Annotated in this window: 27 protein-coding genes; 11 read left to right on the top strand and 16 right to left on the bottom strand. The window is 35.3% G+C overall.

What is annotated here, in order from left to right; genetic code table 11:
• The first annotated feature begins 12 nt into the window (after nt 1–12).
• From AAFN87_RS06500 to murQ, 4 genes are read left to right on the top strand one after another with little or no spacing between them, the layout of a single operon-like run.
• Nucleotides 13–837, top strand: coding sequence for a carbohydrate ABC transporter permease (locus tag AAFN87_RS06500; protein WP_347790233.1), 825 nt, complete (start codon nt 13–15; stop codon nt 835–837).
• Between the two features lie 10 nt (nt 838–847).
• The gene (locus AAFN87_RS06505; protein WP_347790234.1) at nt 848–1,885 is read left to right on the top strand and encodes a serine hydrolase domain-containing protein; all 1,038 of its coding nucleotides are present in this window, start codon (nt 848–850) and stop codon (nt 1,883–1,885) included.
• A gap of 4 nt (nt 1,886–1,889) precedes the next feature.
• Nucleotides 1,890–2,876, top strand: coding sequence for an N-acetylglucosamine kinase (locus AAFN87_RS06510; RefSeq protein WP_347790235.1), 987 nt, complete (start codon nt 1,890–1,892; stop codon nt 2,874–2,876).
• Nucleotides 2,873–3,775, top strand: coding sequence for an N-acetylmuramic acid 6-phosphate etherase (gene murQ / locus AAFN87_RS06515; protein WP_347790236.1), 903 nt, complete (start codon nt 2,873–2,875; stop codon nt 3,773–3,775). The genes AAFN87_RS06510 and murQ overlap by 4 nt, the downstream gene beginning before the upstream one ends.
• Nucleotides 3,776–4,057: 282 nt before the next feature.
• On the opposite strand, the gene AAFN87_RS06520 is transcribed toward murQ, so the two are convergent.
• From AAFN87_RS06520 to AAFN87_RS06560, 9 genes are all read right to left on the bottom strand, one after another.
• Nucleotides 4,058–5,023 (bottom strand): quinone oxidoreductase family protein, encoded by a 966-nt coding sequence (locus AAFN87_RS06520; protein ID WP_347790237.1) that lies wholly within the window; start codon nt 5,021–5,023, stop codon nt 4,058–4,060.
• 29 nt (nt 5,024–5,052) lie between these two features.
• Nucleotides 5,053–5,679, bottom strand: coding sequence for a kinase (locus AAFN87_RS06525; RefSeq protein ID WP_347790238.1), 627 nt, complete (start codon nt 5,677–5,679; stop codon nt 5,053–5,055).
• A gap of 711 nt (nt 5,680–6,390) precedes the next feature.
• On the bottom strand, nt 6,391–6,639 hold the full coding sequence (locus AAFN87_RS06530) for a hypothetical protein (RefSeq protein ID WP_347790239.1): 249 nt from the start codon (nt 6,637–6,639) through the stop codon (nt 6,391–6,393).
• Nucleotides 6,626–7,165 carry an RNA polymerase sigma factor gene (locus tag AAFN87_RS06535; protein ID WP_347790240.1) on the bottom strand — a complete coding sequence of 180 codons (540 nt, stop codon included), beginning with the start codon at nt 7,163–7,165 and terminating at the stop codon, nt 6,626–6,628. The genes AAFN87_RS06530 and AAFN87_RS06535 overlap by 14 nt, the downstream gene beginning before the upstream one ends.
• Nucleotides 7,143–7,532, bottom strand: a complete 390-nt coding sequence (locus AAFN87_RS06540) for a group-specific protein (RefSeq protein WP_481886453.1) — start codon at nt 7,530–7,532, stop codon at nt 7,143–7,145. Before AAFN87_RS06540 ends, AAFN87_RS06535 begins: the two co-directional genes overlap by 23 nt.
• Nucleotides 7,533–8,288 carry an ABC transporter permease gene (locus AAFN87_RS06545; protein ID WP_347790242.1) on the bottom strand — a complete coding sequence of 252 codons (756 nt, stop codon included), beginning with the start codon at nt 8,286–8,288 and terminating at the stop codon, nt 7,533–7,535.
• Nucleotides 8,285–9,007 carry an ATP-binding cassette domain-containing protein gene (locus AAFN87_RS06550; protein ID WP_347790243.1) on the bottom strand — a complete coding sequence of 241 codons (723 nt, stop codon included), beginning with the start codon at nt 9,005–9,007 and terminating at the stop codon, nt 8,285–8,287. The genes AAFN87_RS06545 and AAFN87_RS06550 overlap by 4 nt, the downstream gene beginning before the upstream one ends.
• A 183-nt stretch (nt 9,008–9,190) precedes the next feature.
• On the bottom strand, nt 9,191–9,625 hold the full coding sequence (locus AAFN87_RS06555) for a zinc-binding dehydrogenase (RefSeq protein WP_347790827.1): 435 nt from the start codon (nt 9,623–9,625) through the stop codon (nt 9,191–9,193).
• Nucleotide 9,626: 1 nt separating this feature from the next.
• On the bottom strand, nt 9,627–10,205 hold the full coding sequence (locus tag AAFN87_RS06560) for a zinc-dependent alcohol dehydrogenase (protein ID WP_347790244.1): 579 nt from the start codon (nt 10,203–10,205) through the stop codon (nt 9,627–9,629).
• Between the two features lie 306 nt (nt 10,206–10,511).
• On the opposite strand from AAFN87_RS06560, the gene AAFN87_RS06565 reads away from it, so the two are divergent.
• The 4 genes from AAFN87_RS06565 to cydC are packed head-to-tail and all read left to right on the top strand — an operon-like array spanning nt 10,512 to nt 16,420.
• Nucleotides 10,512–11,906: a cytochrome ubiquinol oxidase subunit I gene (locus AAFN87_RS06565; RefSeq protein WP_347790245.1), complete on the top strand. Its 1,395-nt coding sequence runs from the start codon at nt 10,512–10,514 to the stop codon at nt 11,904–11,906.
• The gene (gene cydB, locus AAFN87_RS06570) at nt 11,903–12,919 is read left to right on the top strand and encodes a cytochrome d ubiquinol oxidase subunit II (RefSeq protein ID WP_347790246.1); all 1,017 of its coding nucleotides are present in this window, start codon (nt 11,903–11,905) and stop codon (nt 12,917–12,919) included. Before AAFN87_RS06565 ends, cydB begins: the two co-directional genes overlap by 4 nt.
• A complete protein-coding gene (cydD, locus tag AAFN87_RS06575; RefSeq protein ID WP_347790828.1) occupies nt 12,919–14,655 on the top strand; it encodes a thiol reductant ABC exporter subunit CydD in 1,737 nt (578 codons plus the stop codon). Before cydB ends, cydD begins: the two co-directional genes overlap by 1 nt.
• On the top strand, nt 14,648–16,420 hold the full coding sequence (cydC, locus tag AAFN87_RS06580) for a thiol reductant ABC exporter subunit CydC (protein ID WP_347790247.1): 1,773 nt from the start codon (nt 14,648–14,650) through the stop codon (nt 16,418–16,420). The genes cydD and cydC overlap by 8 nt, the downstream gene beginning before the upstream one ends.
• A gap of 149 nt (nt 16,421–16,569) precedes the next feature.
• On the opposite strand, the gene AAFN87_RS06585 is transcribed toward cydC, so the two are convergent.
• Nucleotides 16,570–17,427, bottom strand: coding sequence for an acetamidase/formamidase family protein (locus tag AAFN87_RS06585; protein ID WP_347790829.1), 858 nt, complete (start codon nt 17,425–17,427; stop codon nt 16,570–16,572).
• A 58-nt stretch (nt 17,428–17,485) separates the two neighbouring features.
• On the bottom strand, nt 17,486–17,998 hold the full coding sequence (locus AAFN87_RS06590; protein WP_347790248.1) for a GyrI-like domain-containing protein: 513 nt from the start codon (nt 17,996–17,998) through the stop codon (nt 17,486–17,488).
• Between the two features lie 247 nt (nt 17,999–18,245).
• Between AAFN87_RS06590 and AAFN87_RS06595 the strand changes: the two genes are divergently transcribed.
• The 3 genes from AAFN87_RS06595 to AAFN87_RS06605 are packed head-to-tail and all read left to right on the top strand — an operon-like array spanning nt 18,246 to nt 20,191.
• Nucleotides 18,246–18,566: an ArsR/SmtB family transcription factor gene (locus AAFN87_RS06595; RefSeq protein WP_347790249.1), complete on the top strand. Its 321-nt coding sequence runs from the start codon at nt 18,246–18,248 to the stop codon at nt 18,564–18,566.
• A gap of 11 nt (nt 18,567–18,577) precedes the next feature.
• A complete protein-coding gene (locus tag AAFN87_RS06600; RefSeq protein WP_347790250.1) occupies nt 18,578–19,531 on the top strand; it encodes a cation diffusion facilitator family transporter in 954 nt (317 codons plus the stop codon).
• A 42-nt stretch (nt 19,532–19,573) separates the two neighbouring features.
• Complete coding sequence (locus AAFN87_RS06605; RefSeq protein ID WP_347790251.1) at nt 19,574–20,191, top strand: class I SAM-dependent methyltransferase; 618 nt, start codon at nt 19,574–19,576, stop codon at nt 20,189–20,191.
• Nucleotides 20,192–20,384: 193 nt separating this feature from the next.
• On the opposite strand, the gene AAFN87_RS06610 is transcribed toward AAFN87_RS06605, so the two are convergent.
• From AAFN87_RS06610 to AAFN87_RS06630, 5 genes are all read right to left on the bottom strand, one after another.
• A complete protein-coding gene (locus AAFN87_RS06610) occupies nt 20,385–21,485 on the bottom strand; it encodes an ABC transporter permease (protein WP_347790252.1) in 1,101 nt (366 codons plus the stop codon).
• Nucleotides 21,482–22,738, bottom strand: a complete 1,257-nt coding sequence (locus tag AAFN87_RS06615) for an ABC transporter permease (protein ID WP_347790253.1) — start codon at nt 22,736–22,738, stop codon at nt 21,482–21,484. The genes AAFN87_RS06610 and AAFN87_RS06615 overlap by 4 nt, the downstream gene beginning before the upstream one ends.
• A 12-nt stretch (nt 22,739–22,750) precedes the next feature.
• Nucleotides 22,751–23,683, bottom strand: a complete 933-nt coding sequence (locus tag AAFN87_RS06620; protein WP_347790254.1) for an ABC transporter ATP-binding protein — start codon at nt 23,681–23,683, stop codon at nt 22,751–22,753.
• Nucleotides 23,684–23,791: 108 nt separating this feature from the next.
• Nucleotides 23,792–24,436 carry a response regulator gene (locus AAFN87_RS06625; protein WP_347790255.1) on the bottom strand — a complete coding sequence of 215 codons (645 nt, stop codon included), beginning with the start codon at nt 24,434–24,436 and terminating at the stop codon, nt 23,792–23,794.
• Nucleotides 24,437–25,531, bottom strand: coding sequence for a sensor histidine kinase (locus tag AAFN87_RS06630; RefSeq protein WP_347790256.1), 1,095 nt, complete (start codon nt 25,529–25,531; stop codon nt 24,437–24,439).
• Nucleotides 25,532–25,565 lie beyond the last annotated feature (34 nt).

Genomic DNA, 25,565 nt, shown 5'->3' on the forward strand with positions numbered 1-25,565 from the left:
AGGAGGATTATGATGAAAGCTTTTTCACAAATACTTGTACGAATTCCGCTTTTACTATGGGCTATGATTGTAATTCTCCCACTAGTTTGGATGTTTATGGGAGCATTTAAAACGAATGCTGAAATATTCTCTTCTCCATGGGCACTCCCGAAAACCTTTAACTTTTCAAACTTTGAACGTGCATGGAATGACTTTAATATTGGTCGTGCCTTTTTAAATAGTTTTTTCGTTACCGTTTTAGGTTCAGTATTAACATTATTACTTTCGATCCCGACGGCATACGCATTAGAACGAATCCGCTCAAAAATTGGCGATGTGCTATTGAATGTTTATTTAGCTTCGATGATGATTCCGTCCGTTTTAGGATGGATTCCCCTCTTCTTCTTATTAATGAAGCTCAATTTACTTGATAATTTATGGGCATTATCCCTTGTATACGCAATTTCACATGTCCCATTTACTATTTTTATATTAATGAGTTTTATTGGTAATATCCCAAAGGAGCTTGAAGAAGCGGCAACAGTAGATGGGATGAGTCCATATGGCATTTTGTTTAAAATCGTCACACCTTTAATCAAATCAGGGATTATGACCGTTACAATTTTAAATGCCATTTCTTATTGGAATGAGTTTTTCATGGCTTTAATCATATTACAAACAGAAAGCAAAAATACACTAGGGGTAGCGATGAACTTATTAAAAACAAAAGCCCAATATGAAAGTGCGTGGGGCGTATTATTTGCAGGCTTATGTATCGCGGTTATTCCAGTAATTATATTCTACACGATTTTCCAACGTTCCATTGTTAAGGGCATGACAGAAGGTGCCATCAAATAGGAGGAATCATATGGAGTTCCAAGCAGTCCAACGATTTATTGAACAATCCATTGAACAAAATTTATTGCCAGGCGCAGTTCTTTGTATTGCAAATAAAAAGGATATTTTACTAAATAAAGCTTTTGGCAAGGCACATGTAAAAAAAGATATTTTAATGAAGGAAAATACATTATTTGACGTTGCTTCATTAACAAAAGTGGTCGCTACAACTCCTGCAATTTTATTACTACTAGAACAAGGGTTACTCGATTTGGATGATTCAATCGCTTACTATTTTTCGGAATTAAAAAGATATCACGAAGAAGTGACGATTAAACATTTACTGACACATATGAGCGGCATTCAACCAGAAGTGAAGTTTTATTTAGAGCCACATAAACAAAAAAGCCCGTTAGAAGTAATTGCTCAAATACAAAATAGAAAAGCAATAGATTCAGAAGTGATTTACAGTGATGTGAATTATATTTTGCTTGGTAAGCTAGTAGAAAAAGTTAGTGGTGATCCACTTCATATCTTTGCAGAGAAAAATATTTTTCTTCCATTACAAATGGAGCAAACACTTTTCAACCCACCCCCTAGTTTACAGTCGCAAATAGCGGCAACTGAATATCGCGATAGTTTACAAGATTTCCAATGGGGGGATGTTCATGATGAAAATGCCAATTATTTTGGTGGAGTGAGCGGTCATGCGGGACTCTTTTCAACGGCTAAAGATTTGGCACGTTATGCACAAGCATTAATGGAGGGGCAATCTTCTATCCTTTCAGAGAAAACGAAACGAATTAGTAAACAATCTTATACGAGCATTCATGACGAACAGCGCGGATTAGGATGGCAATTGTATAGTAATCCTACTTTTTCAGGGCAATATTTACAAGATGGTTTTGGTCATACTGGATTTACTGGGACTTCCATTTGGGTGTCAGATGAGCAGGAAATCGTCATTGTACTATTAACAAATCGAGTACATTTTGGACGACAGTGTAATATTCAAAGGTTTCGACGGATTATTCACAACTTAACTGCATTAGAAAACAATAGGAAATAAGGGGATGAATATAGCAAAACAGTATTTGATCGGTATAGACGGTGGTGGAACAAAAACGCGTTGTGTTATCGGAGACATTAAAGGCAATATTATTGACCAGAAAGTAAGCACTTCTGGCAATATTAATGCGATTCCACTAACACAGTTACATGACATGTTGAAAAATTTGATTGAAACAACTTTAGCACAGACAAATATCCCTTTACACGATGTTCTTCAAATTTCCATTTGTTTAGCTGGTGCAGATCGCGTAAGTGAAAAGGAAAAAATACATCAATCCTTTACTAATAGTGACTTGTTTGACAAAATAATTATTCAAAGTGATGCGCATGCCGCTTTAGCAGCAGGTGTATGGGGAAATTCGGGGACAATATTAATTGCAGGGACAGGTTCCATCGTTTATGGCTGGAATGGTGAGCATTATTTTCGAGTTGGCGGCTGGGGCTATTTATTGGGGGATGAAGGAAGCGGTTTTCATCTTGGAAAATTGGCTATACGCTCTATTTTGGAATCCCATGATGCTAAGCTTTCAATGCGACCATTCCAACAAGATATATTGGCCCATTTTCATGTACAGCATCCACCGGACATCATTTCGAAAATTTATAGTCATAAGTCACCCGTTTCTCACATTGCATCCATTTGTCATGAAGTGCTCCTAGCATATGAAACAGGCGATGAAGTAGCGAGCCAAATTGTTCGACTAACTCAAGATGAATTAATTCGTTTAATTCGCTTAGCACAAAGTCAAATGGATACGGGGAAACACATTGTTTTACATGGTGGATTATTCACAAATTCAGCCTTTTATGAAGCGTTTTGTAAGCAATTACAACAACAATTTCCGACGTTAAAATATACGAAGCCAGAAGTTGATGGTGAAGTAGGTGCCTATATATTAGCGTTGCAAGCTAATCAAATTTTTATCGATGAAGTGATAAAGGAAAATATTATTAATTCATGGGCGAATGTACGAGGAGGGTTGATATGAACGAACAGCAATTGACGACTGAAAAACGTAATGCTGAAACGATGAATTTAGATGAATTATCGATTGGGGAAATTTTAAACATTATGAACCGCCAAGATGAGCATGTCATTCAAGCTGTCGCACAAGTGCTACCTACTTTAGAAAAGGTCATTGCGAAAATTGTCGACAATTTATTAAATGGTGGGCGAATTTTTTACGTAGGTGCTGGTACAAGTGGACGCTTAGCAATGATGGATGCAGCCGAATGTCCCCCAACGTTTATGACGGACCCCCTGTTAGTTCAAACGATGATGGCAGGTGGAAATTCAGCATTTTTTCAGGCCGTTGAAAATGCAGAGGATGATGCCGAGGCAGGAAAAAGAGAATTAGCTGAAAAGTCTATTACAAAATGGGACACTGTCATAGGTATTACGGCCAGTGGTACAACACCATATACGATTGGTGCTGTAAAGTATGCGCAAATAAATGGGGCGTTCACTGTAAGCCTAACAAGCAATAGAAACTCAGAAATTAGCAAATATACGGATGAAGCGATAGAAGTAGAAGTCGGACCGGAAATATTGACGGGCTCAACACGTTTAAAAGCAGCGACTGCTCATAAAATGATTTTAAATATGATTAGTACAATTACTATGGTGAAATTAGGGAAAGTATATGAAAATTTAATGGTAGATGTTCAAGCGAGCAATAAAAAACTAGTGGAGCGTGCAAAACGAATTGTTATGATGTCGACTAATTGCCCACTTGAACAGGCAGAACAAATTTTAAACAAGACGAATTTTGCAGTAAAGCCAGCCATTGTCATGCTCAAGACAAATGCAGATTTCGAGAAAGTTCAAGAAACCCTCGCAGAAGTAAATGGAAATACGAAAAAAGCCATTGCAAAATTAAGTTCATAATTGTAGGAGATGTTAGTAATTTTCCACTAACATCTTTTTTGATGGAGCAAATAATATGAATTTCACATAATTAATCAAACAAATATGGTACACAGAACGATTGATTGTTGCACCATCATAAGAGCTACACCTTCTCATACAATAATTCCGATAGATAAATATTTTTATGGTATAGATAAATAGCTTTACATATAAGATAAATAACTCCACGAATTAGATAAATAACCCCTGAAATAAGATAGATATCCAACCAAACCTCAAGCTACTTTCGATAAAATCCTTCTATGATAGCTGCAATAATATCTTCCCTTTATGCTGGCGACTTTCCATTAATTCGTGTGCACGTTTCACATCTTTTAATGTGACAATTTCAGCAATTGGGATCGTAATAGAGCCATCTTCAAAATACTGAAACACTTTTTCCACAATTGGTGCTAATCGTTTTGGGTCTTCCTTACGAGTTGTCCCTAAACTAAAGCCTTTTATATTCCGGCAGCTACTATGTACATCGGATGTAGAAATCGTACCTGCTTGCCCACTGCTATTTCCAAATTGAACGAGTGTACCGTAATTGGCTAAGCAAGATAAGCTCTGCTGTGTGATTGATCCTGCTACCGAATCAAAAACTACAGTAACACCTTTTTGATTCGTTTGTGTTAACACTTCCTCAACAAAATTCTCATATGTATAAACGTAATCAGCTCCCAATGATTTTACGTATGCTGCTTTTCCCTTATTGCCAACAGTAGCAAAAATTTGCTCGACACCAGCTAACTTCGCAAATTGAGTAAGCACGGTCCCTACCCCACCTGAAGCGCTATGTATCAAAATGGAATCAGTTGGTTTCACTTGTGCAACCTCATGTAATAGTATATACGCTAAAATGGACACAGTTGGCATAGAAGCAGCTTGTTCAAATGAGACTGATTGTGGAATCTTAAAAACTAACTGTTCACTGGCAACGACATATTCTGCATAAGAACCTGCTTTTGGAAAAGCAATGACACGGTCCCCTTTTTGGAATTTTGTATTGCCTGCATCTTCAACAATTCCCGCTATATCTAAGCCTAATGTGAATGGAAAATCCCCTTTTGCTTTTGACCCAATTCGTGATTTAATATCAGCGTAATTAACACTCGTATAAACGCCTCTTATCAATACTTCATTGTTACTAATAGTAGGCATTGCTACTTCCTCGTATTGTAAAACTTCTTTACTTCCAAATGCATATTGTCGGACTGCTTTCATGTAAACCATTCCCCCTGCTAGTTTGATGTTCACATATTTGTATTAATAACTATATTCGCCCTTTTAATAGGCTGTACCTTTTTCATATAATAATCTTCGGCCGGCCAATATCGTGTTTTATATTTTTTTACAATTGCATCGGAATCCCCGATGTATAAATCTCTTTTTAATATTCTTTCGTGCCTTATTACTTTAGGACAATCAATAAAAATTACGTAGTCATAAAAACTATTCCACTCTTCCCTTTGTAAAAAAACACCTTCAATTATTATGATACTATCAGTTTGGATTGCGATCTTTTTTACAAACGTCTTATCGTTCGTTTTGTCATAAAAGGGAAACAATATTTCCGTACAGTTACTTCGAAGCTTTGCAAATAACGCCTCAACTATCAATTCTACATTCCATTGTAAAAAATAATATTCATACCATTCTTCATTGTCAGTATTGTATCTTTTGCTATTCTCTACAATATGATCATCAATATGTATGATGCTAACATTGTGCGTCCTGCATAGCTCGTGTTCGATTTCTTTCACTAATGTTGTCTTTCCTGCCCCACCCAAACCGTCTATAGCAACTATTAAAGGGCGTTTCTTATCCAGACGATCATTGTATTGAAAAATCAACTCATTTCTTACGTCATCTATGGACATAAAATCTCTCCTTACACATTTACTTCACTTCTACCATTTAAAGTTGCTAGTGCAATAAGCACGATTATATAACAAGCGAAAAAAATAAGCAGAGCGATCATGATCAATCCTACAATAGGTGGTGGTATTTCTCCTCGGTCGGTAATTGGAAACAATGATACAAACACTCGCATAAACAACAAGGAATACGGTAAACATAACAATACAATTAAAAAATTTGAGATACGCTTGCCTAAATATTTCGTTATACATTTCCAAGCAAATATTGTAAATATGAGTAAACTAGTCCCCATAAATAGTAGCGAAATGATTTCAGTTAAGGCGAAGCTAAAACCGGTTACTCTACTTATTCGATACTGATTTAATAATAGTTGAATATTCAGAACGATATAGAGCGCGAACAGCATGCTAACTATGTTTAATTTAGCAAAGATGTTTATTTTGATCACTCCAAGCAATTGATTTCGTATTATAGTTAAATACGAAAAACTTTCAAAAAAGTTCAATCCCTCAGTACTATTCACAGCAAATAAAACAATATTTACTAACACGAAAAACCGGCTGTGCTATAAAATAAGGTGAGGTTTTGGATACAACCGCTACGTTTGGAATGCTATTGACCTTATTTTGAATTCTATTGACCTTATTTCAAAATCTATTGACCTTATTTTCGATTCTATTGACCATAACCGGTTTAGTAAGCTCTAAAACCTAATGAATCAACAGTTGAAGAATTGTAATAAACACCGCACTCGCAATCGGCACTATTTGCATTGCAGTAAAGCCTGATGAGGAGGAGTGTACTTGTTCTAACGGATCTTTCGTTGGAGATGCCAAATACTCTACAAAGCGAAGCCATCGATTCGTTTTGAAATGCGCTAAAGACTGAGGCACTTTCACTTCATATTCATCTAATCTTTTTTGTAGTGACGGTTCCTTGTCAAATTCATCCTTCAGCATGAAAATCCTCCTTTAATTCATTTTTTAAAAACTGAATGGCATTATACAATCGTGATTTAACTGTACCGATCGGGATGGATAAAATTTGTGCAATGTCTTCCTGCGGTAAATCATGATAGTACGTTAGTAAAATGACCCCTCGCTGCTTTTCTGGTAACTTCGCGATTGCTTCTTGCACCGCCAACTTTTCATCTGTTGAAAATTGAGTATTCGACGTCGGCACTAGAAAAGGTAAAAATGAATGCCACTTTTTTCGTCTATTCAATTTATTAATAAGAAGCCGGTAAGCAATTTGAAACAAATAAGATTTTACGGTTCCCTTTTCTACATCATAGCTGTGTAATGTTTTTTGCAATCTTTCGAACGTATCATGAACAATATCCATACTAAGCTGTTCTTCCCTGGTGTAACGGAACAAGAAGCAATAAAGCATTTCATATAAATTATGATAAAGCATATTAAAGGCTTCTATGTCGCCCTTTTTATATGCCTCTATCCATTCTTCATTGCTTTTCATCGAGCTCATCCCCCCAATGAGCTTTTATCGACTTTAAAGTAACAGAAACGCGCGTCACAAAATACCCAACTATAACAATGACCCATGCCTGTGACTGATTTGTGAAAAATTGTACATATGGATTGTCAACTGTTTGACCATCCATAATTAAGAAATTTAACACTTGCACACAAATAATTGTGTAAATAGCTATAATGAGTGTCATCGTATCAAATAAATTCCAACGCAAGTAAATAGTCGTTTTCTTGTAATTAATTTTTCTATTTTCACGAACTATATATTTTTTATCAAAAGGAATCATAATTGCTAATAGAAGTATCGTCCAGATTCCCATAATGACAAGTGAAATTATCCATCCAATTTCCAAACGTAGCACCTACCTTAAGCTATAAACTTTTCTAGCAATAACCGCCAACAAAATACTGAATACTGTTAAAATTATAAAATATCGATACTCAGGAAGCCATGTTTCATTTGCCATATTTAAATGCAATTGCAAACTGTCATGCAAATAAAGCATTGGATTCCAGCTTAAGAAGATGTAATAATCTTGTGGGTTTTTATCTGCAATCGTTAAAAACATCGACGGCATCGTAATGGAAAACATGAACAAGATCATAATTGGCACTAACATACTTTGAGCGACTTTCCCATTTTTAAATACCCCCGCCAATATAAAGCTTAGAGGATACAATGCTAACAAGACAAAATTGCTAATGAACACGATTTTCAGAAAAGATACAAATGATAAGGCTATTAAAAAAGAATAGCAAACAAGTAGCAGTACTAAAAAAACATTCACTAATGTAAAAACACCAATGCCCATGCCAACATAATACGTGGACGGTGCTACACCAGTCCGCTTCACCCAATTAAAAGTCTTATTCGCTTTCATATCTGCTAAATAAATCGTAGCACTCGAAAATGCGAATGAGAAAAGTAAAAGTAATATTGAAATCGGGAGAAACTGTCCTTTAATTAAAAAGTTTACTACTTCTTCATTTTCAGTCATTGTTAATTTAAAAATCATTGAGCAAATAAAAAAAGTAAATGCGGGGAGTATATTTCCTAAAGTCACCCCTGTATTACGCATACTTTCAAGCATAAACGTACGTGAAATTTGTGTAATCATCCTGCTCTACCTCCCAATACTTTTCCAGTCACCTCAAAATAAATTCCCTCAATTCCTGCCAGAACAGTATTTTTATATTTTGTAACGAGCTCTTGCTTTGACCCATTTTCAATGAACTTGCCATCTTTCAAAATATATACATAATCAAATAATGTCTCAAACCCAGCTACTTCATGGCTAATAATGATGAGAATTTTCCCCTGTTTATTCATTTCATTTTGCAAAAAATGCATGAGCTGCTTTTTCTTCATTAAATCTAAATCAGCGAACGGCTCATCTAAAATGACAATTCGTTTATTCAATAAAAAGGCAAGGAAAATGGATACCGCTTTTCGTTGACCACCAGAAGCATTTTTCAGCAACACATGATCAAATGTTTGCAATTCCAATATTTCATACAATTCTTCTAAATCTACATTTTGATTGGATAATTTTTCAAATAATCGAATGACTTCTCGAATTTTCAAATGCTGATAGCTATCGAATGACTGGTATTGTATGACTGCATTGTCTACAACACTTTGCGATGAATTGTTAAACTGGATTGTGCCGTTATCATAATCCTCGTCACCTACAATACATTTTGCTAACGTCGATTTCCCCGCACCATTTTCACCTAATAGCAAATAGCAATACCCTTGTTTAAATGTTGCAGAAATATTATTCAAAATCGCTTTTCCATCATATTTTTTCACAATATCTTTCAATATTAGCTCCACTTTTTATGCCTCCTCAATTGAATATTCACTTACTATACAAATGGGAAAAGATAAAAGTTCATTATATTTTTGGAAAATTTTTTTGGATTTTCATGCAACCATTACTATTATACATTAATTGGAAAAGGACAAGATTAACAAATAAAAACCAGGTATCGACAATCCAATACCTGGTTTTTAAAATTATTCCGTTAAATCAACGACGACTTTAATCGTCTCGTTCGCTTCAATAGCTTTTTCAAATGCTTGCTGTATCTCATTTAATTTATATACTTGAGTCACCATAGTGGCAATCGGTGTTTTCTTTTCATTTATATGCGCAACTACTTTTACAATATCTTCATGTGTGTAACCACTCGCACCAATAATTTTTACTTCTTTACTCATCACTTGTGCTAAGCTTATTGGTACCTCATGTTTATACACTGCAATAATTGCAATACGCGCATGTGGCTTAACAATTTGCATCACTTGTTCAAACAGTATTAGTGCACCTGCTGCATCCACAAAACCATCTACATTTGGCATTTCATTACCATATACATTAACTGTACCATAATGAGCATTTAAGCCTTCTGCTAGTGATTGCTCTTTAGTATTGACCGTTTTTGCACCTATTTCACGAGTTAGCTAAACGCCAATCGTCGATATCTACTACAACTACATTACTAATTCCTTCACCGATTAAACCGGCCGCGGCTGATAAACCGATTGGACCAGCACCTAAAACAACAATATTTTCATCTACTTTCGGCTCGATGCTAAATGCACCGTGGAATCCAACACTCATTGGTTCCATTAATACGCCTTCTTCAGGTGTAATATTGTTATCAAATACATACAGGTTGTAGTCGAGTTTTGCATCCTCAATTAATACATATTGAGAGAAACCTCCTACTTCTAGCGAATATCGACGACCTGCACGTTTAGCTGTAATGGGATTTACACCTACACGCATACCAACTTTTATATCCTCTATCTCACTGCCAACTTCTATAACTTCCCCAAATAATTCATGTCCAAATTCTTGACCAAAACGAATACCCATCTCGTTTCCTGCTTTAATAATGTTAATATCCGTTCCACAAATACCGCCACGTAAATTGCGAATGACCACATCACTCGGTCCTGCTTTCGGTATTTCTCTTTCTTCAACACGAACATCTTGCTTACTTTGATAAATGCCGACTTTGTTCATTGACGAAAAGCCCCCTTCTTGTTTCTTATCTCGATCGTATAAATAATACAACGTTAGACCGAAAGAACTATAAAAATAACCAACACCAAGAGTCTTTAGGCTCAATTGCGATTTTATTAAAATAATAATTATTACTATAGATAAATAACAAAATCAAATTATATACCTCAAATTTTTATTATTTTTTTAGATTTTTGTCTATCTTTCTACATGCTTGGTATAAGTATAGAAAATATTAAACCTTAGGAATAGAATAGTTTGCGAGAAGGATGTTTGAATACTAGCTGAAAAAGGAGGAAAAACAACATGGACGTACTTGATTTAGCTCGATTTCAGTATGCAGCTACGACAATTTTCCACTTTTTATTTGTACCATTGTCTATTGGGACAATTTTCATAGTGGCCATCATGGAAACACTGTATGTTGTTAAGAAGAAACAAATTTATCTAGACATGGCTAAGTTTTGGGGGAAAATATTTTTACTCTCATTCGCAATTGGCGTAGTAACAGGTATATTACAAGAATTCCAGTTTGGTATGAACTGGTCTGAATACTCACGATTTGTAGGGGATGTATTTGGGGCACCGCTCGCAATTGAAGCATTACTAGCATTCTTTATGGAGTCTACATTTATCGGTATTTGGATTTTCGGGAGAGAAAAGCTACCTAAATGGGTTATTGCATTTTCTGCTTGGATGGTATCAATCGGTACGCTATTATCTGCGTTTTGGATTTTGGCTGCAAACTCATTTATGCAGCATCCGGTTGGAATCGAAATCGTTGATGGTAAACCAGTATTAACTGATTTCATGGCACTTATAAAAAACGGACAATTATGGGTTGAATTCCCACACGTTGTATTGGGTGCATTAGCAACTGGTGGCTTACTTGTTGGTGGTATTAGTGCTTATAAATTACTCAAAAAACAAAACATTGAATTTTTCCGTAAATCTTTAAATATTGCAATGATTGTTTCACTTATTAGTGGCATCGGTATTGCGTTCAGTGGCCACTCACAAGCACAATATTTAATGGAAACTCAACCAATGAAAATGGCTGCAAGTGAAGCTCTTTGGGAAGATAGTGGAGACCCGGCATCTTGGGCAATAATTGCAGATATGGATACAGAAGAGATGAAGAATAACTGGTCCATTGAGATTCCATATTTGCTTAGCGTGTTAGCATATAATGATTTCGAAGGTTCAGTTGAAGGAATGAAAACACTTCAAGCGACTTATGAAAAGTTATATGGTGAAGGAGTAAACTATATTCCTCCAGTAAAAACCGTTTTCTGGAGCTTCCGTATCATGGCTGGACTTGGCGGTTTAATGGTTATTGCTGCAATGCTTGCATTATTCTTTAATAAAAAGAACAAACTAAATAGCATGCCTTGGTTATTAAAGGCATTAATATGGATGATTCCAATGCCATTCATTGCTAATACTGCTGGTTGGATTATGACAGAAATCGGTCGTCAACCTTGGACAGTAATGGGTCTGTTCACTACTGCACAATCTGTCTCACCAAATGTAACAGCAGGTGACCTACTCTTTTCTAATATTGTTTTCTGTGGATCATATTTAATTTTAGGTGGAATCATGGTATATATGGTGATTCGTGTTGTTAAGAAAGATCCATATGGACAAGTTGATGTAGAAGAAGATGTTGACTTATTAAGCAAGGAGGCATTCGGAAAATGACATTAAATGAAATTTGGTTCATCCTTGTTTCTGTATTGTTTATAGGTTTCTTCTTTTTAGAAGGATTTGATTTCGGTGTAGGGATGTCTACACGTTTAATTGCTCGAAACTCAAAAGAAAGAGAGCAATTAATTAATACAATTGGGCCTTTCTGGGATGCGAATGAAGTTTGGTTATTAACAGCTGGAGGAGCGATATTTGCAGCATTCCCACATTGGTATGCTACCATGTTTAGCGGTTACTATATTCCATTTGTGTTCTTCTTATTAGCCCTCATTGCACGTGGTGTAGGTATTGAATATAGCCACCACCCTATTAATGAGAAATGGAAAAACATTTGGCATTGGTTAATTTTTGGAGGTAGTGTTCTTGCTCCATTCTTACTTGGGGTATTATTTACAAGTATTTTACGCGGAATGCCTATTGATGAAAATATGACAATGTGGGCAACTTTTACTGACTATGTGAATGTCTATTCTGTAGTGGGTGGAATTGCAGTTGTTTTATTAACCCTTGTTCACGGTTTAACATTTATCGGATTACGAACAGACGGTCCCGTTCATACACGTGCTCTATCGTTACTAAATAAAGTATATTTTGGTCTATTTGGGGGACTTGTTGTATTTGCGGTATTAACGTATTTTAATACAGATCTTTTCACAGTCCGTCCAATTGCAACACCAGTATTTTTTGTAGCTATCGTTTTAGCAGCACTACTTGGCTTTATCTTTGCTAATAAAGGTAAAGAAGGTTGGGCATTTACAATGTCAGGTTTAACAATTGTGTTAACAGTAGCTATGTTATTTGTAGGGTTATTCCCACGAGTAATGATTAGTTCTATAGATCCAGCATTTAACTTAACAATTACAAATGCTGCAAGCGGTCAATATACACTATCATTAATGACAAAGATTGCATGTACATTATTACCATTTGTTCTAGGATATCAAATTTGGAGCTATTACGTTTTCCGTAAACGTATTAGACATAAGGACACGGTGAATTATAAATGATGGACAAATCATTATTTAAGCTAAAAGGATTTCGAGCAACTGTACTATTTTTGTTCTTTATATCTTTTTTACAAGGCTTAGCTATAATATTTCAAGCCAAGTATTTGGCTCAAGCCATCACAAATCTATTCAATGGGGAGAAGCTGTCATTACAGCTACTCCCTATCTGTTTATTTGCACTTTTTTATTTATTTAGACAGCTATTGACTAGGTTTCGTGATCAAAGAATGTCCCATTTTGCCTCGCAAGCAGGATCTACTATTCGTGAGCAATTTACGAAGAAATTATTTACATTAGGACCGAATGTAACAGAAGTTGAAGGTACAGGTAATTTAATTACGATGGCACTTGAAGGAATTACACAGATTGAAACCTATTTGAAGCTGTTCATTCCGAAAGTTATGAATATGGCTATAATTCCTATTATGATTCTTGCTTATACATTTATATTAGATGTAAAATCGGCTATTATTTTAATCGTTGTATTACCTACGTTAATCTTTTTTATGATTATTCTAGGTATTGCAGCACAAAAAAAAGCAGACAAACAGTATGAATCTTATCGTACGCTTTCTAACCATTTTGTTGATTCTTTGCGCGGTTTAGAAACGTTACGACTCTTGGGATTAAGTAAGCGCTATGATAGAAATATTAGGGATGTAAGTGAGAGATACCGAAAATCAACTATAGGTGCATTGCGATTTGCTTTTCTATCAACATTTGCGTTAGATTTCTTTTCAAGTTTATCAGTTGCAATCGTTGCACTCTTTCTAGGATTAGGATTAATCAATGCAGAAATGATGCTTTTACCAGCACTGACTGTGTTAATTTTGGCACCTGAATATTTCTTACCTATCCGTGATTTTGGTACCGATTATCACGCGACATTAGACGGAAAAAACGCTCTGAAAGCTATTAATCATATTATTGATTTACCCGAACAAGACAGAAATGTGTCTGCTGAAATTCCACAGTGGAATGAAAATTCTACATTAAATGTGACAAATTTATCTCTGCAATATAATGAATCAAATCAATCTTCATTGAAGGATATTTCTTTTTCGTGGAAAGGTTTCGGAAAAGTTGGGATTATTGGTGCAAGTGGAGCAGGAAAATCAACATTAATAAATGTATTAGGTGGATTTGCACATCCTACATCGGCTTCGATTCAAATTAATAATGAAACAATCAAAAGTTTCGATACAAACCAATGGCAAGAACAAGTTCTTTACATTCCGCAGCATCCGTATATTTTCAATGACACTTTAGCTCATAATGTAAGCTTCTATACACCTACTGCCACAAACGAAGAAATACAAGAAGCATGTAATCATGCGGGACTTTCTAAAGTCATTGAATCACTTCCTAATGGATTAGAAGAACCGGTTGGTGAAAGTGGTCGTGAATTAAGTGGTGGACAAGAACAACGTATAGCCCTTGCTCGTGCATTTCTTGATAAGTCTCGAAAAATCCTATTATTTGACGAACCAACAGCACATTTAGATATTGAAACAGAATGGGAATTAAAACAAAATATTCTTCCTTTATTAGATCAACGCCTTGTATTCTTTGCAACCCACCGATTACATTGGATGTTAGAAATGGATTATATAATTGTAATGGATCATGGTGAAATTGTAGAGACAGGAACACATGAAGAATTACTTGAAGCAAATGGTACCTATACACAATTAATACGAGCGCAAATGCATGGAACGGAGGAACAATATGGCTAAAAGACTTCAATTGATAAAAGCTGTTCTTAACGATTCATGGATTAAACCGTACTTACAGCAAAATAAAAAATTACTTTTCCTAGTTTTACTTCTTGGTACATTAACGTTTTTTAGCGCGAGTGCTTTAATGTTCACTTCAGGATATTTAATTTCTAAATCCGCTACAGTACCAGAAAACATTCTTATGGTTTATATACCTATTGTGCTAGTTCGTACATTTGGTATCGCTAGACCTGTTTTTCGTTATTTAGAAAGGTTAACAAGCCATAATCTAGTCCTAAAATTCCTATCAGCTATGAGAGTTCGTTTGTATCAAAAGTTAGAAGTTCAAGCTTTAACTTTACGTTCGCGTTTTTCAACAGGAGACCTATTAGGAGTCTTGGCAGATGACTTAGAACAAATGCAAAATCTTTATTTAAAAACCATTTTTCCAAGTGTCATTGCGCTTATTCTCTATATGATTGCTGTTATTGCATTAGGGTTCTTCTCCATTCCATTCGCATTATTAATGGCACTGTTTTTATTTATCCTTGTTGTGCTGTTTCCTTTAGTATCTTTGTTAGTAATGAGACAAAAACAAGCTCGCATTAAACAATCTCGTAATGAACTATACAAGAGATTAGGTGATGCGGTTATGGGGATTAGTGATTGGAAAATTAGTGGACGTCAAGCGGATTTTTTAAAAAGCTACGAAAAACAAGAACTGATGCAGGATCAATTAGAATCAGAAATTGAACATTTTAATCTTAGACGTAATTTTTTATTTCAAGTAATGGTTACTATAATCATTCTTACAATGATTTGGTTTGCAAGTAATAGCGCTGATACAGGTGTGTTTACTCATGTTTGGATAGCTGCATTTGTTTTAGTTGTATTCCCAGTTATTGAAGCTTTTGCTCCAATTTCCGAAGCAGTTAGTCAATTGCCGAGTTATGAAAACTCATTGATTCGTATGAATAGTATTGACCAAACTAATGTAGAGATGAATGAATATAACGCCCCTGTAGTAGAGAATTTATTAAAACAACCATCATTAACGCTCCATATAAAAAATGTTGATTTTTCATATGGACAGGAAGTGGATTATCTTGTTCTTAATGATTTTTCTTTAAAAATTTCTCAAGGAGAACAAATTGCTATTCTTGGGAAAAGTGGTGCAGGCAAAAGCACAATTGCTAAGTTACTGTTAAATGCAATCAGCCCAACAAGTGGTAGTATTTCGATAAACAATATACCAGTAGCACAATTACACGATGATATTCATAAGTTCATTGCTGTTCTTCAACAAAAACCACATTTATTTGATACTTCGGTTATGAATAATATTCGATTAGGAAATCCAAATGCTTCTGACGAAGAAGTAATAGAGGTTGCAAAACAAGTTAAAATGCATGATTATATTAGCTCACTACCTGATGGATATCATACAAGGATGCGTGAATTAGGTGGTAGATTTTCTGGTGGAGAGCGGCAGCGGATTGCATTAGCTAGAATACTTCTTCAGCAATCACCAATTGTCGTCTTAGATGAGCCTACAGTTGGTCTTGATGCCGTAACAGAGCGAGATCTATTAAATACAATATTTGCAAGTCTTAAAGGTAAAACTTTAATTTGGATCACCCATCATCTTGTTGGAGTTGAAAAGATGGATCAAATAGTATTTTTGGAAAATGGTCACGTTCAAATGAAAGGAACTCATCACCAATTGCTACAATCATATGAAAGATATGTAAACTTATATCGAATGGATAAACCATTTTATTAAAATGGCTTTCAGAATGGCCACATTCTGAAGGCCTTTTGTTTTTTGATATTTTACGTCTAATTTAAGTAAAATGACTCGCCTAAATTAGACTATTTCTGGAGCTTGCCATGTCCAATTATAGACGGTAAACTCTCTAAACTAGCAATATTTTATTTTAAATGTTTCAAGTAGCGTAAAGGTAATTCCATCCGCGCTGTTTTATTCGGGTCTACAATTTGGCTAATACGTAATTGTCCAGCTAATGATAGTAAATGAATAGCCTCATCACTATTTAACTCTGCAAATGTTTCAACGACTTTCACCATATTTTTTGTCGCCATTTCAGCTGCTTCATCTAATGTTTTAGCAGAAGCAATCATACTAATATACTCATCTTTTATTAAGTATGGAGTTGGAATGTGATGCTCTTTTAATACACGAACGGTAACGGTAACTTCTGCTGGCACTTCTGCACCACATACGGATACTTCCCCATCACCCATTGCTGCATGACAATCCCCTAACGCTAGCAATGCTCCTTGCACGTTAACTGGTAAATAAAGCTTCGTACCTTCAGTAATGGCTGTTGTATCCATATTGCCACCATGGAAATCAGGAACGCCACAGCTAATCGAACCAAGTTCTTTTTTGGGAGCCGTTCCAATAACACCGATCATCTTATTAATTGGAATAGTAATGTCATCAGTAAATAATAGCTTTTCATGTTTAATAGGAACACGCTTAATAGTAGTCGATTTTAGAACATCACCTAATACACCTAAATCGGGCCCTGTCATAAGTGTTGCTGTGTCGCCAATAGCGATTGAACGAATTGTCACTTCCAGAACATCGCCTTCTTCTGCCTCTTCAACAAAAATTGGACCTGTTGCTGGATTAATTTTATTCCAGTCTAATGCTTCAACGATTTGGTCTTCAGCTGTTATTTGATCCGTAAAACAGTCATATGTTTCAAACGTAATTGTGTCCCCATCTTGAACGGTTAACACTGGTTCATTTTCTGCGCTCATTGCATAAATCGCATGCTCTTTATTTACATAATGTTTCAAAATAATCTTCCCCCTTCTTTTATTTATTATAGACTGAATTGTAAATTATCTCCTGGTGATCTATCGTATCAAAAAGTTCTACATCTATATTTCCGCTATTTTCCCAGCTATGAAAAATTTCTAAATGCCATTTATTTTTTAGTCTTACATAGTTTTTTTCTTCAATCCACTTATGTAAGTGTTGATAGGAATCCATTATTTTTTCATTTTTCCCTCTATGCCTTAAAACTGCATATTTTTGAGATGGGATTGTTAGTACTACCATGTCTGTTGGAATGTTTTCAAATTCTTGAACTTCAACACAAACCCAGTAACCATCCTGTTCATCAAATTCCTTGTCCACTACAAATGCTCCAATTAGTTTCATTGGATTGATGGCATGCTTAATTTCGCTAATTCGTTCACTTAATTTCACTGACGCTTTTGGTATTTGAACAATATACTGATCAGCAGCACATAAAACCCTAAAACCTACTAACTTCAATTCACCAAGCTGTTTAATCGACTTCATTTGCATTGATGTTTCTGTCATATATTTCCCTCCAAAATACGTGATAAACTCCTTTTCTCTTTTCTGAACTAACAAACCTTCTTTTTCCAACCAAATTTTCTTTTCTAAAACATTTATTCCTGAACCAAGTTTAATTTTTCAATCAGCAAGAAAAAAGAATTGTTCAATTATTTGGTTGACAAAAAAACATAGTACAGCATATATTTATATATGAGCAGATGTTCATATATAAATATACTCATGAATACAATTCGAAAGGATGACTGCTATGAATAAAAATATTCAAGAAAAATCTGTAGATGATTTAGATGAAGAAGTTTTATTTTTAGTTTCGCAAACGTTTAAAGCATTAGGAGATCCATCACGTATTCGTATTTTAAATTTATTATCAAAACAAGAATATGCAGTGCATGAAATTAGTGAAAACTTAGACCTTAAACAATCGACCGTGTCCCACCAGCTTCGATTTTTGAAAAATATGCGATTAGTTAAATTTCGGCGCGAAGGGACAACGCTTTTTTATTCACAAGACGACGAGCACGTTATGTATGTACTTCAGCAAACTATCGAACACGCTAAACATATGTAGGAGGGAATCATATGGGACATAATCACGCAGGGCACGATCATAATCACACGCACAGTGCCAATAAAAAAACATTATTAATTGCCTTTACTATCATTACTATTTATATGATTGTCGAAGTAATCGGCGGATTTATGACGAACAGCTTAGCCTTACTGTCAGATGCAGGACATATGTTAAGTGACTCGATCTCACTTTTCATAGGGATATTAGCCTTTTCAATTGGTGAAAAAGTAGCAAATGCTAATAAAACTTTTGGCTATAAACGTTTCGAAATTTTAGCCGCTGTTTTCAACGGTATTACGCTTATCGCTATTGCTATTTATATTTTTTATGAAGCGATATTGCGCTTTACAAATCCACCTGAAGTCGCATCAAGTGGCATGCTCTATATCGCAATCATCGGACTACTAGTCAATATTTTAGCAGCATGGATTTTAATGCGCGGTGGAGACACGAAAGATAACTTAAATATGCGTGCAGCATTTTTACATGTTATTGGTGATATGCTTGGGTCGGTTGGAGCGATTGTTGCGGCAATTGTCATAATGCTTTTTGGGTGGAACTGGGCAGACCCGTTAGCGAGTGTCATTGTTGCAGCGTTAGTTTTAGTGAGTGGATTACGTGTCACAAAAGATGCGCTACATGTCTTAATGGAGGGCACACCAGCAAATGTAAATGTTGATGAGGTCATTCAATTATTCCATGAGACAAAAGGTATTGTTTCCATTCACGATTTGCATATTTGGTCTATTACAAGTGGTCATCATGCCCTTTCCTGCCACGTCGTAATAGATGATGCAATGACTATAAAAGAAAGCCAATCCATCTTGCAGAAAATAGAGCACCAATTGCAACATTTATCAATTAATCATATAACAATTCAAATGGAAACTACTTCACATCAACATGATAATTCGCTTTATTGTAATTTAAATTTACAAAAGGAACATCACCACGATCATTAGAACCTTTGTCTTACCAAATTATGTACTTTGGGAGTGGTTGAAGTGAATAATTTCTGGAATAAGTTTATTTACAATATTGGCGCTTCATTTTATGATAAATTCTTTAATTCTGGTGTATTTTTAAAAGCGCGAAAAGAGATTTTTAAAGATTTCCACTTGGACGAAAGGTTAAAAATTCTTTTTGTTGGTGTTGGGACTGGTGCAGATATCGAGTTAATTAACTATGCATATCATAATATTACGGCAATCGATTATTCACCGAACATGCTAGAAAAGGCTCAAGTAAAATTTCAAAACTCCAATATTCAATTTTTAGAAATGGATGCTCAAAACATGACTTTCGATAATGAATCATTCGATCTAATTATCGCTAGCCTCATCCTTTCAGTTGTACCGGATGCTAGCATGTGTTTTAAAGAGATGGAGCGGGTCCTCAATCAACATGGCACTATTGTTGTATTCGATAAATTTGCCCCTACAAACAAAAAATTAGCATTACCAAAAATCCTTTTAAGACCGTTTATCAGTTTATTAGGCACAGACATTGGTCGCAGTTTTGAAGAAATAATTGCACAAAAAAGTAATAATATTAAAGTAGTTCAAGATGAGCCTGTCATGTTGAATGGTATGTATCGTAAAATAGTTTTAAGTAAAGTGTGAAAATCGTACTCGTTAAATACAAAAGGGTACGTCTGAAAAAACATTTTGAGACGGACCCTTTGCGACGAGGATGGTGGCATTTTGATGCGACCACCGCAGAAGCAATATAAAGGGGGGAAGGGGGTGTCCAGAAAGTAAAAACTTTCTGGACACCCCCTTTTTACTCCCATATTAATTCAAAATTACGGATAACTTAATCTTTTCTCTCCAGCACATTAATACCAATACCCATAAATACTACAGTCATAAATAGAAGTAAACTGAGCGGTTGGAATAATTGTGCAAATGTACTACCGTTGATCGTCACACCTTTTAATATTTCTAGTCCGTAAGTGATTGGCGAAATATAAGATAATGCTAATATCACTTTTGAAGTGACAATTTCTAATGGCCAGTAAGCCCCTCCAAGCATCGCAAATGGAACTGCGATAACTACCATTATTGCATTGAATTTCCCAGGTGTATTCGTGACAGAAGCAACAAAAATACATATCGCCACAACACAAAGTAAATACGGTATGACAGCAATTAAGCTATTAGCGAAGCCCCCATAAAAATCAACATCGACGCCGAAATAAAAAATACTAAACACTAATACAATTTGCAAATAGCCTAACAAAAATGTATAAGTTAAATTCGCTACATACACTTCCCACTTATGAATACTAGAAACAGTTAACCGATTCCATATACCATTTCTTCGCTCCATCACAATGTGATTGACACCATTTGCTACTGTATAAATGACCATAAACAGTGTAAACCCGAGTAAACTATGGAGCTTTCCATCCCATTTAAACCCTTCTTCATTTTCAAAGTTTGTGTACTGAATTGTAAATATCGGGGATGTTTTAGATTGTGCAATGACATTAGCTATTTCTCCTTGCTTCTCTTCTGGAAAAGCATTTATGATAGCAGACTGTTGTAGCATATCACTATAGATCATATTCAACTCATTTTGAAGTAGTGTGGCGTTCATAAAATCTATAGAAACTAGTAAATCATAGTTTTTTTCTTGCAAAAAAATTGCAACATCGACTTGCCCAGATTTAACTTGTTTTGTTGCTTCACTTTTGTTATATATCGTTATTTCATAATTCATCATTTTTTCTAATTTATTTATTACTTGTTCCGTTGTCACTTCATCGAGCTCTGAGTGAACAGCAACAGGCTGCTTCGCTTCTTGCCCTATCCCCATTATATAAGTGAAAATACAAGTAACAATCGTTATGGTGATATAAGAACCCGGTCGTCTCATTAACAATAAAAATTTAGTCTTTAATATGTTTATCATGCGATACCACCCTTTCTTGGAAACAGTAGAAAGGCGATAATAAAACAAATCGTAGCTAGAATACTTAGTATCGCTATATATGGTGTAATTTGCTCAAAGCTGCCACCTTGCTGAATCGTTAAATAACCTTGTAGGGCCGCTCCATTTGGTGTCCAACTACCTATTTTCGCAATAGCAGGGGCAAAACTACTAAAATTAAAGAAACTGCCTCCTAATAAAGCTAATATAGCTACTAAGGATGATCCGAAGATATTGGAAGCTTCTATTGAATTGAAGCGATAATTAATAGCAGAAAGTAGCGCTGCAATTGTGCCAACGACAAGCGCAATCATAAACGTAATGATTAAATAAAGTGGCCAAGGATCATAAGAAATATCGAACATAAAATGAGCATATGCAAATAAAATGAACATTTGAAGCATTGATAAAATGACTGTCGAGACAATAATCGCTAATAAATAAATTGAGGGGTTAATATTTGCTAAAATAATTCGGTCAAAAATATGAAAATGTTTTTCTAAAAACGCCTGACCTGCAAGTGTGCCTGCCCAATACAAAATAAACATCATACTCATACTAAACGAATAATACGCACTCGTTGATACAGGCTCTTGCTGATTTATTGTTTGAATAGATGATGAAAAATTAGCTGTTGGTAATGAAATATCCTCATTGATGAAGTCTTTTGTAGCCAACTCGGTCATGAGTGTAAATTGATATTGATATGAATCTAAAATACTTTTTACAACGGTTGATGTAATTTCCTTATTATCATTTAAATACACTTTAAAAGTTGGTTTTTCTTCTTCAGTGAAAATCGACATGAAAAATTGCTTTGTAAATCCATTCGGCACTTCAATAATTGCGCCATAATCTCCTTTACTATGCGCTTTTTCTATATCTTTAGGATCAATATTTGTAACATTCATGAATTGCTTCATTTCTTCATTTTCAAACAATAATTCTTTCAGCTTCGAGATAGGCATCATTTGTGTGAGACTTTTTTGTACTTGCTCATCCATGCCTATGATTTCACTTGCTTCTTGTAAAAATGCGGCAAACTCTTGCTGTTCATCTTCATGCTGTACGATTGCTATATTTACCTTAAATGCTTCCGTACTACCCTCCATTAACGAGCCTAACGCAAAACCTATAATAGTTATTAACGCAATTGGCATTAACAGTAAAACCAACCACTCTTGTGGACTTCGAAATAATATTTTTAACTGCTTCTGAATAAGTGCAAAAAACATTGCTTCCCCCTCCTAGTTCCTTAAAGCTCGGCCAGTTAAATGTAAAAATACATCTTCAAGTGTTGGCTCTTCGACATGGAAGCTTTTTATGACAATGTTATGCTCTTCACATAAGGGTAATAGCATCGGTAGGAAATCCGTATTTTTTGCAACGTTAAATGAAATATGGGCTTCTTTCACTTGAATATTAGATAAAATACCTTGCTTCATGAGTGCATCTACGAAAGTGTTTGAATGCTTTTCTAGCTTTAATACGATCGTTTTCTCTGAAGATAAAATAGCTTTAATTTCTTCTTTCGTTCCTGCTGCGATAATTCGCCCTTTATCCATAATATAAATTCGATCACATAGAAACTCTACTTCTTCCATGTAGTGACTCGTATAAATAATTGCTGTATTCGCTTCTTTATTTAGCTTTTTCACAGTTTCTAAAATGTAGTTTCTCGATTGCGGGTCAATGCCGACAGTTGGTTCATCCATGATTAAATATTCTGGTTCATGTAGTAGTGCTACACCGATATTTAACCGTCTTTTCATCCCGCCTGAGTAATGTTTTACAGGCTTTTTCCGTTCATTTTCTAGGCCTATTTGTACGAGTACTTTATCAATCCGCTCTTTTAATTTTTGTCGTGGTATTTTGTGGATGTTACCGAAAAACTCTAAATTTTCACGAGCAGTCAGCTCATCATATAAAGCTATTTCTTGTGGGACAACTCCTAACAGATTTCTTAAAGCAGCTGGATTTTTTAAAATACTTTTATGCTGCAGCAATACATCCCCGTTCGTCGGCTGAATGAGTGTAGACATGATGGCAATTGTTGTTGATTTTCCAGCGCCATTCGGTCCAAGAAGCCCAACAATTTCTCCAGGCTCAATGTACAAATTTACTTCGTCAACTGCACGTACTTTTTTAAACGTTTTCGTTAAATTTACAACTTCTATCATCGATATCCTCCCCTTCGTCTTTAGAATATCAATTTCAAAAGTGCTAATCGACTAGCTAACGTCACTAAATAAAGTGACTGAGGTCATTTCATCTTCTGCTGAAGCAAGTTAAACAATCCCATTCCTCACTGCATAAATAGCGAGCTGCGTCCGATCCCTTAATTCCAGCTCATTTAAAATATGTGTAATATGATTTTTCACAGTGCCAATAGATAAAAATAATGTCTCGGCAATTTCTTTATTCGTATTTCCTTCCCCTACTAGCTTCATAATGTCTAGCTCACGATTTGTAAGTGCAGGCAGTTGTTCGATTGGCGTACTAGGAGCCGTATGATGTAAAAGTTTGGGCATTAATTTAGCAGCTACATCTTCTTGAATAACCATTCCCCCGACAAGTACACTATGAATACTCGCAATAAGCTTTTGTGGTTCTGAAGATTTTACAAGGAAGCCACTTGCCCCGTCTTTTAATGTTTGATACGCATATTCTTCATCATCAAAAGTCGTTAAAATGAGTATTTTCATAGTTGGAAAGCGATTTCGTATATGTTTTGTCGCCTCAATCCCGTTCATTTCAGGCATACGAATATCCATTACAACGAGATCCACTTGCACTTTATCTAGCAATTGTAATGCTTCCTTGCCATTACTTGCCTCAGCTACAATTTGTAGCGTCTCGTCTTGTTCAATTATCATTTTTAAACCATTTCGGACAATCAGCTGATCTTCAACAAGTATAATGCGCTTTGTCATTTAAGCTCTCTCCTTCATTGGAAATGATCCTTCTACAATAAATTGTTGCCCGGTTTTATAGACGCGAAGTTCTCCGCCAATTTCATGTACTCTCTCACTCATATTTTTCAGCCCAAAACCATGAATAATTGGTGTAAGTGCAATAGATTTGTTTTTAACTATAAAACTGACATTTTGTAACGAATCTTGACTTAAAATAATATCGACTTCCTTCGAATCACTATATTTCATCGCATTGGTTAAACATTCCTGTAACACTCGATACAACACAACACTTTGCTTATTTGAAATTGGTAATGACAAAATTCCTTTTTCGATAGTAAAGCGAATATGCAAACGGCTTTCCATTTCAAGCTTACGGATTAATTGCAACACAGATTGAATACCATACGTTTCACTCGATTTTAACTGCCGAACTGCATACCTCGTTTCATCTAGACTTTTACGCGCTATCTTTTTTATTTCATCGAGTGCTTCATTCTCGTTTTGAATGGACAACATTTCAACACGCATTAGTAAAGCAGTTAAATTATGCCCGACTGAATCATGCATATCCCGGGCAATTTTAGTACGTTCTTCAGCTCGCACTAGCTGCTCCTGCTCCACAGCCAAACGTTTTAAAGAACGAAACTGTCCTAATATGTTTTCATATAAAACACTTTTTTCTCTATACAAGTTAATGTAATAACGCATGAACAAAGTACACACCGAAAGAGCAATCAATATGAGTAGCCCGTACAATGGCATCAATTGGAACAAAACAAATAAAAAGCTAGATAAGATAATGATCATTATAAAAACATAAAACGATTTCGAGTTGAGTAAAAAGGAGCCTTCAATCATAAAAAAAGCAATTAGCAGTAATAAATACATAATGTCCAGTGAGGCAAAAACGCTACCAAAAAGCATGAGAGCAATGAATGAATAACTAATAATTCGTGTCTTCTTCAACAGTGGTGTAATGAAATACAAACTTAAAATAAGTGCTGATATGAAGAAAGCATATGTAATAGGCCCTGCCGAGTTATATGTATGTACAAGTATTGTGGCTATTAATACGAATAAACTAACATAGCGAATACTGAGATTCTTCATCTGTATCCTCCCATTTTTACATTTCCACTTCATT

Source organism: Solibacillus sp. CAU 1738 (genome assembly GCF_039888725.1).
Taxonomy (GTDB): domain Bacteria; phylum Bacillota; class Bacilli; order Bacillales_A; family Planococcaceae; genus Metasolibacillus.

Coding starts and splice junctions, on each gene's coding strand:
- AAFN87_RS06500 (WP_347790233.1), top strand. CDS start 13: ATGAAAGCTTTTTCACAAATACTTGTACGAATTCCGCTTTTACTATGG.
- AAFN87_RS06505 (WP_347790234.1), top strand. CDS start 848: ATGGAGTTCCAAGCAGTCCAACGATTTATTGAACAATCCATTGAACAA.
- AAFN87_RS06510 (WP_347790235.1), top strand. CDS start 1,890: ATGAATATAGCAAAACAGTATTTGATCGGTATAGACGGTGGTGGAACA.
- murQ (WP_347790236.1), top strand. CDS start 2,873: ATGAACGAACAGCAATTGACGACTGAAAAACGTAATGCTGAAACGATG.
- AAFN87_RS06520 (WP_347790237.1), bottom strand. CDS start 5,023: ATGAAAGCAGTCCGACAATATGCATTTGGAAGTAAAGAAGTTTTACAA.
- AAFN87_RS06525 (WP_347790238.1), bottom strand. CDS start 5,679: ATGTCCATAGATGACGTAAGAAATGAGTTGATTTTTCAATACAATGAT.
- AAFN87_RS06530 (WP_347790239.1), bottom strand. CDS start 6,639: ATGCTGAAGGATGAATTTGACAAGGAACCGTCACTACAAAAAAGATTA.
- AAFN87_RS06535 (WP_347790240.1), bottom strand. CDS start 7,165: ATGAGCTCGATGAAAAGCAATGAAGAATGGATAGAGGCATATAAAAAG.
- AAFN87_RS06545 (WP_347790242.1), bottom strand. CDS start 8,288: ATGATTACACAAATTTCACGTACGTTTATGCTTGAAAGTATGCGTAAT.
- AAFN87_RS06560 (WP_347790244.1), bottom strand. CDS start 10,205: ATGAACAAAGTCGGCATTTATCAAAGTAAGCAAGATGTTCGTGTTGAA.
- AAFN87_RS06565 (WP_347790245.1), top strand. CDS start 10,512: ATGGACGTACTTGATTTAGCTCGATTTCAGTATGCAGCTACGACAATT.
- cydB (WP_347790246.1), top strand. CDS start 11,903: ATGACATTAAATGAAATTTGGTTCATCCTTGTTTCTGTATTGTTTATA.
- cydD (WP_347790828.1), top strand. CDS start 12,919: ATGGACAAATCATTATTTAAGCTAAAAGGATTTCGAGCAACTGTACTA.
- cydC (WP_347790247.1), top strand. CDS start 14,648: ATGGCTAAAAGACTTCAATTGATAAAAGCTGTTCTTAACGATTCATGG.
- AAFN87_RS06585 (WP_347790829.1), bottom strand. CDS start 17,427: ATGAGCGCAGAAAATGAACCAGTGTTAACCGTTCAAGATGGGGACACA.
- AAFN87_RS06590 (WP_347790248.1), bottom strand. CDS start 17,998: ATGACAGAAACATCAATGCAAATGAAGTCGATTAAACAGCTTGGTGAA.
- AAFN87_RS06595 (WP_347790249.1), top strand. CDS start 18,246: ATGAATAAAAATATTCAAGAAAAATCTGTAGATGATTTAGATGAAGAA.
- AAFN87_RS06600 (WP_347790250.1), top strand. CDS start 18,578: ATGGGACATAATCACGCAGGGCACGATCATAATCACACGCACAGTGCC.
- AAFN87_RS06610 (WP_347790252.1), bottom strand. CDS start 21,485: ATGATAAACATATTAAAGACTAAATTTTTATTGTTAATGAGACGACCG.
- AAFN87_RS06615 (WP_347790253.1), bottom strand. CDS start 22,738: ATGTTTTTTGCACTTATTCAGAAGCAGTTAAAAATATTATTTCGAAGT.
- AAFN87_RS06620 (WP_347790254.1), bottom strand. CDS start 23,683: ATGATAGAAGTTGTAAATTTAACGAAAACGTTTAAAAAAGTACGTGCA.
- AAFN87_RS06625 (WP_347790255.1), bottom strand. CDS start 24,436: ATGACAAAGCGCATTATACTTGTTGAAGATCAGCTGATTGTCCGAAAT.
- AAFN87_RS06630 (WP_347790256.1), bottom strand. CDS start 25,531: ATGAAGAATCTCAGTATTCGCTATGTTAGTTTATTCGTATTAATAGCC.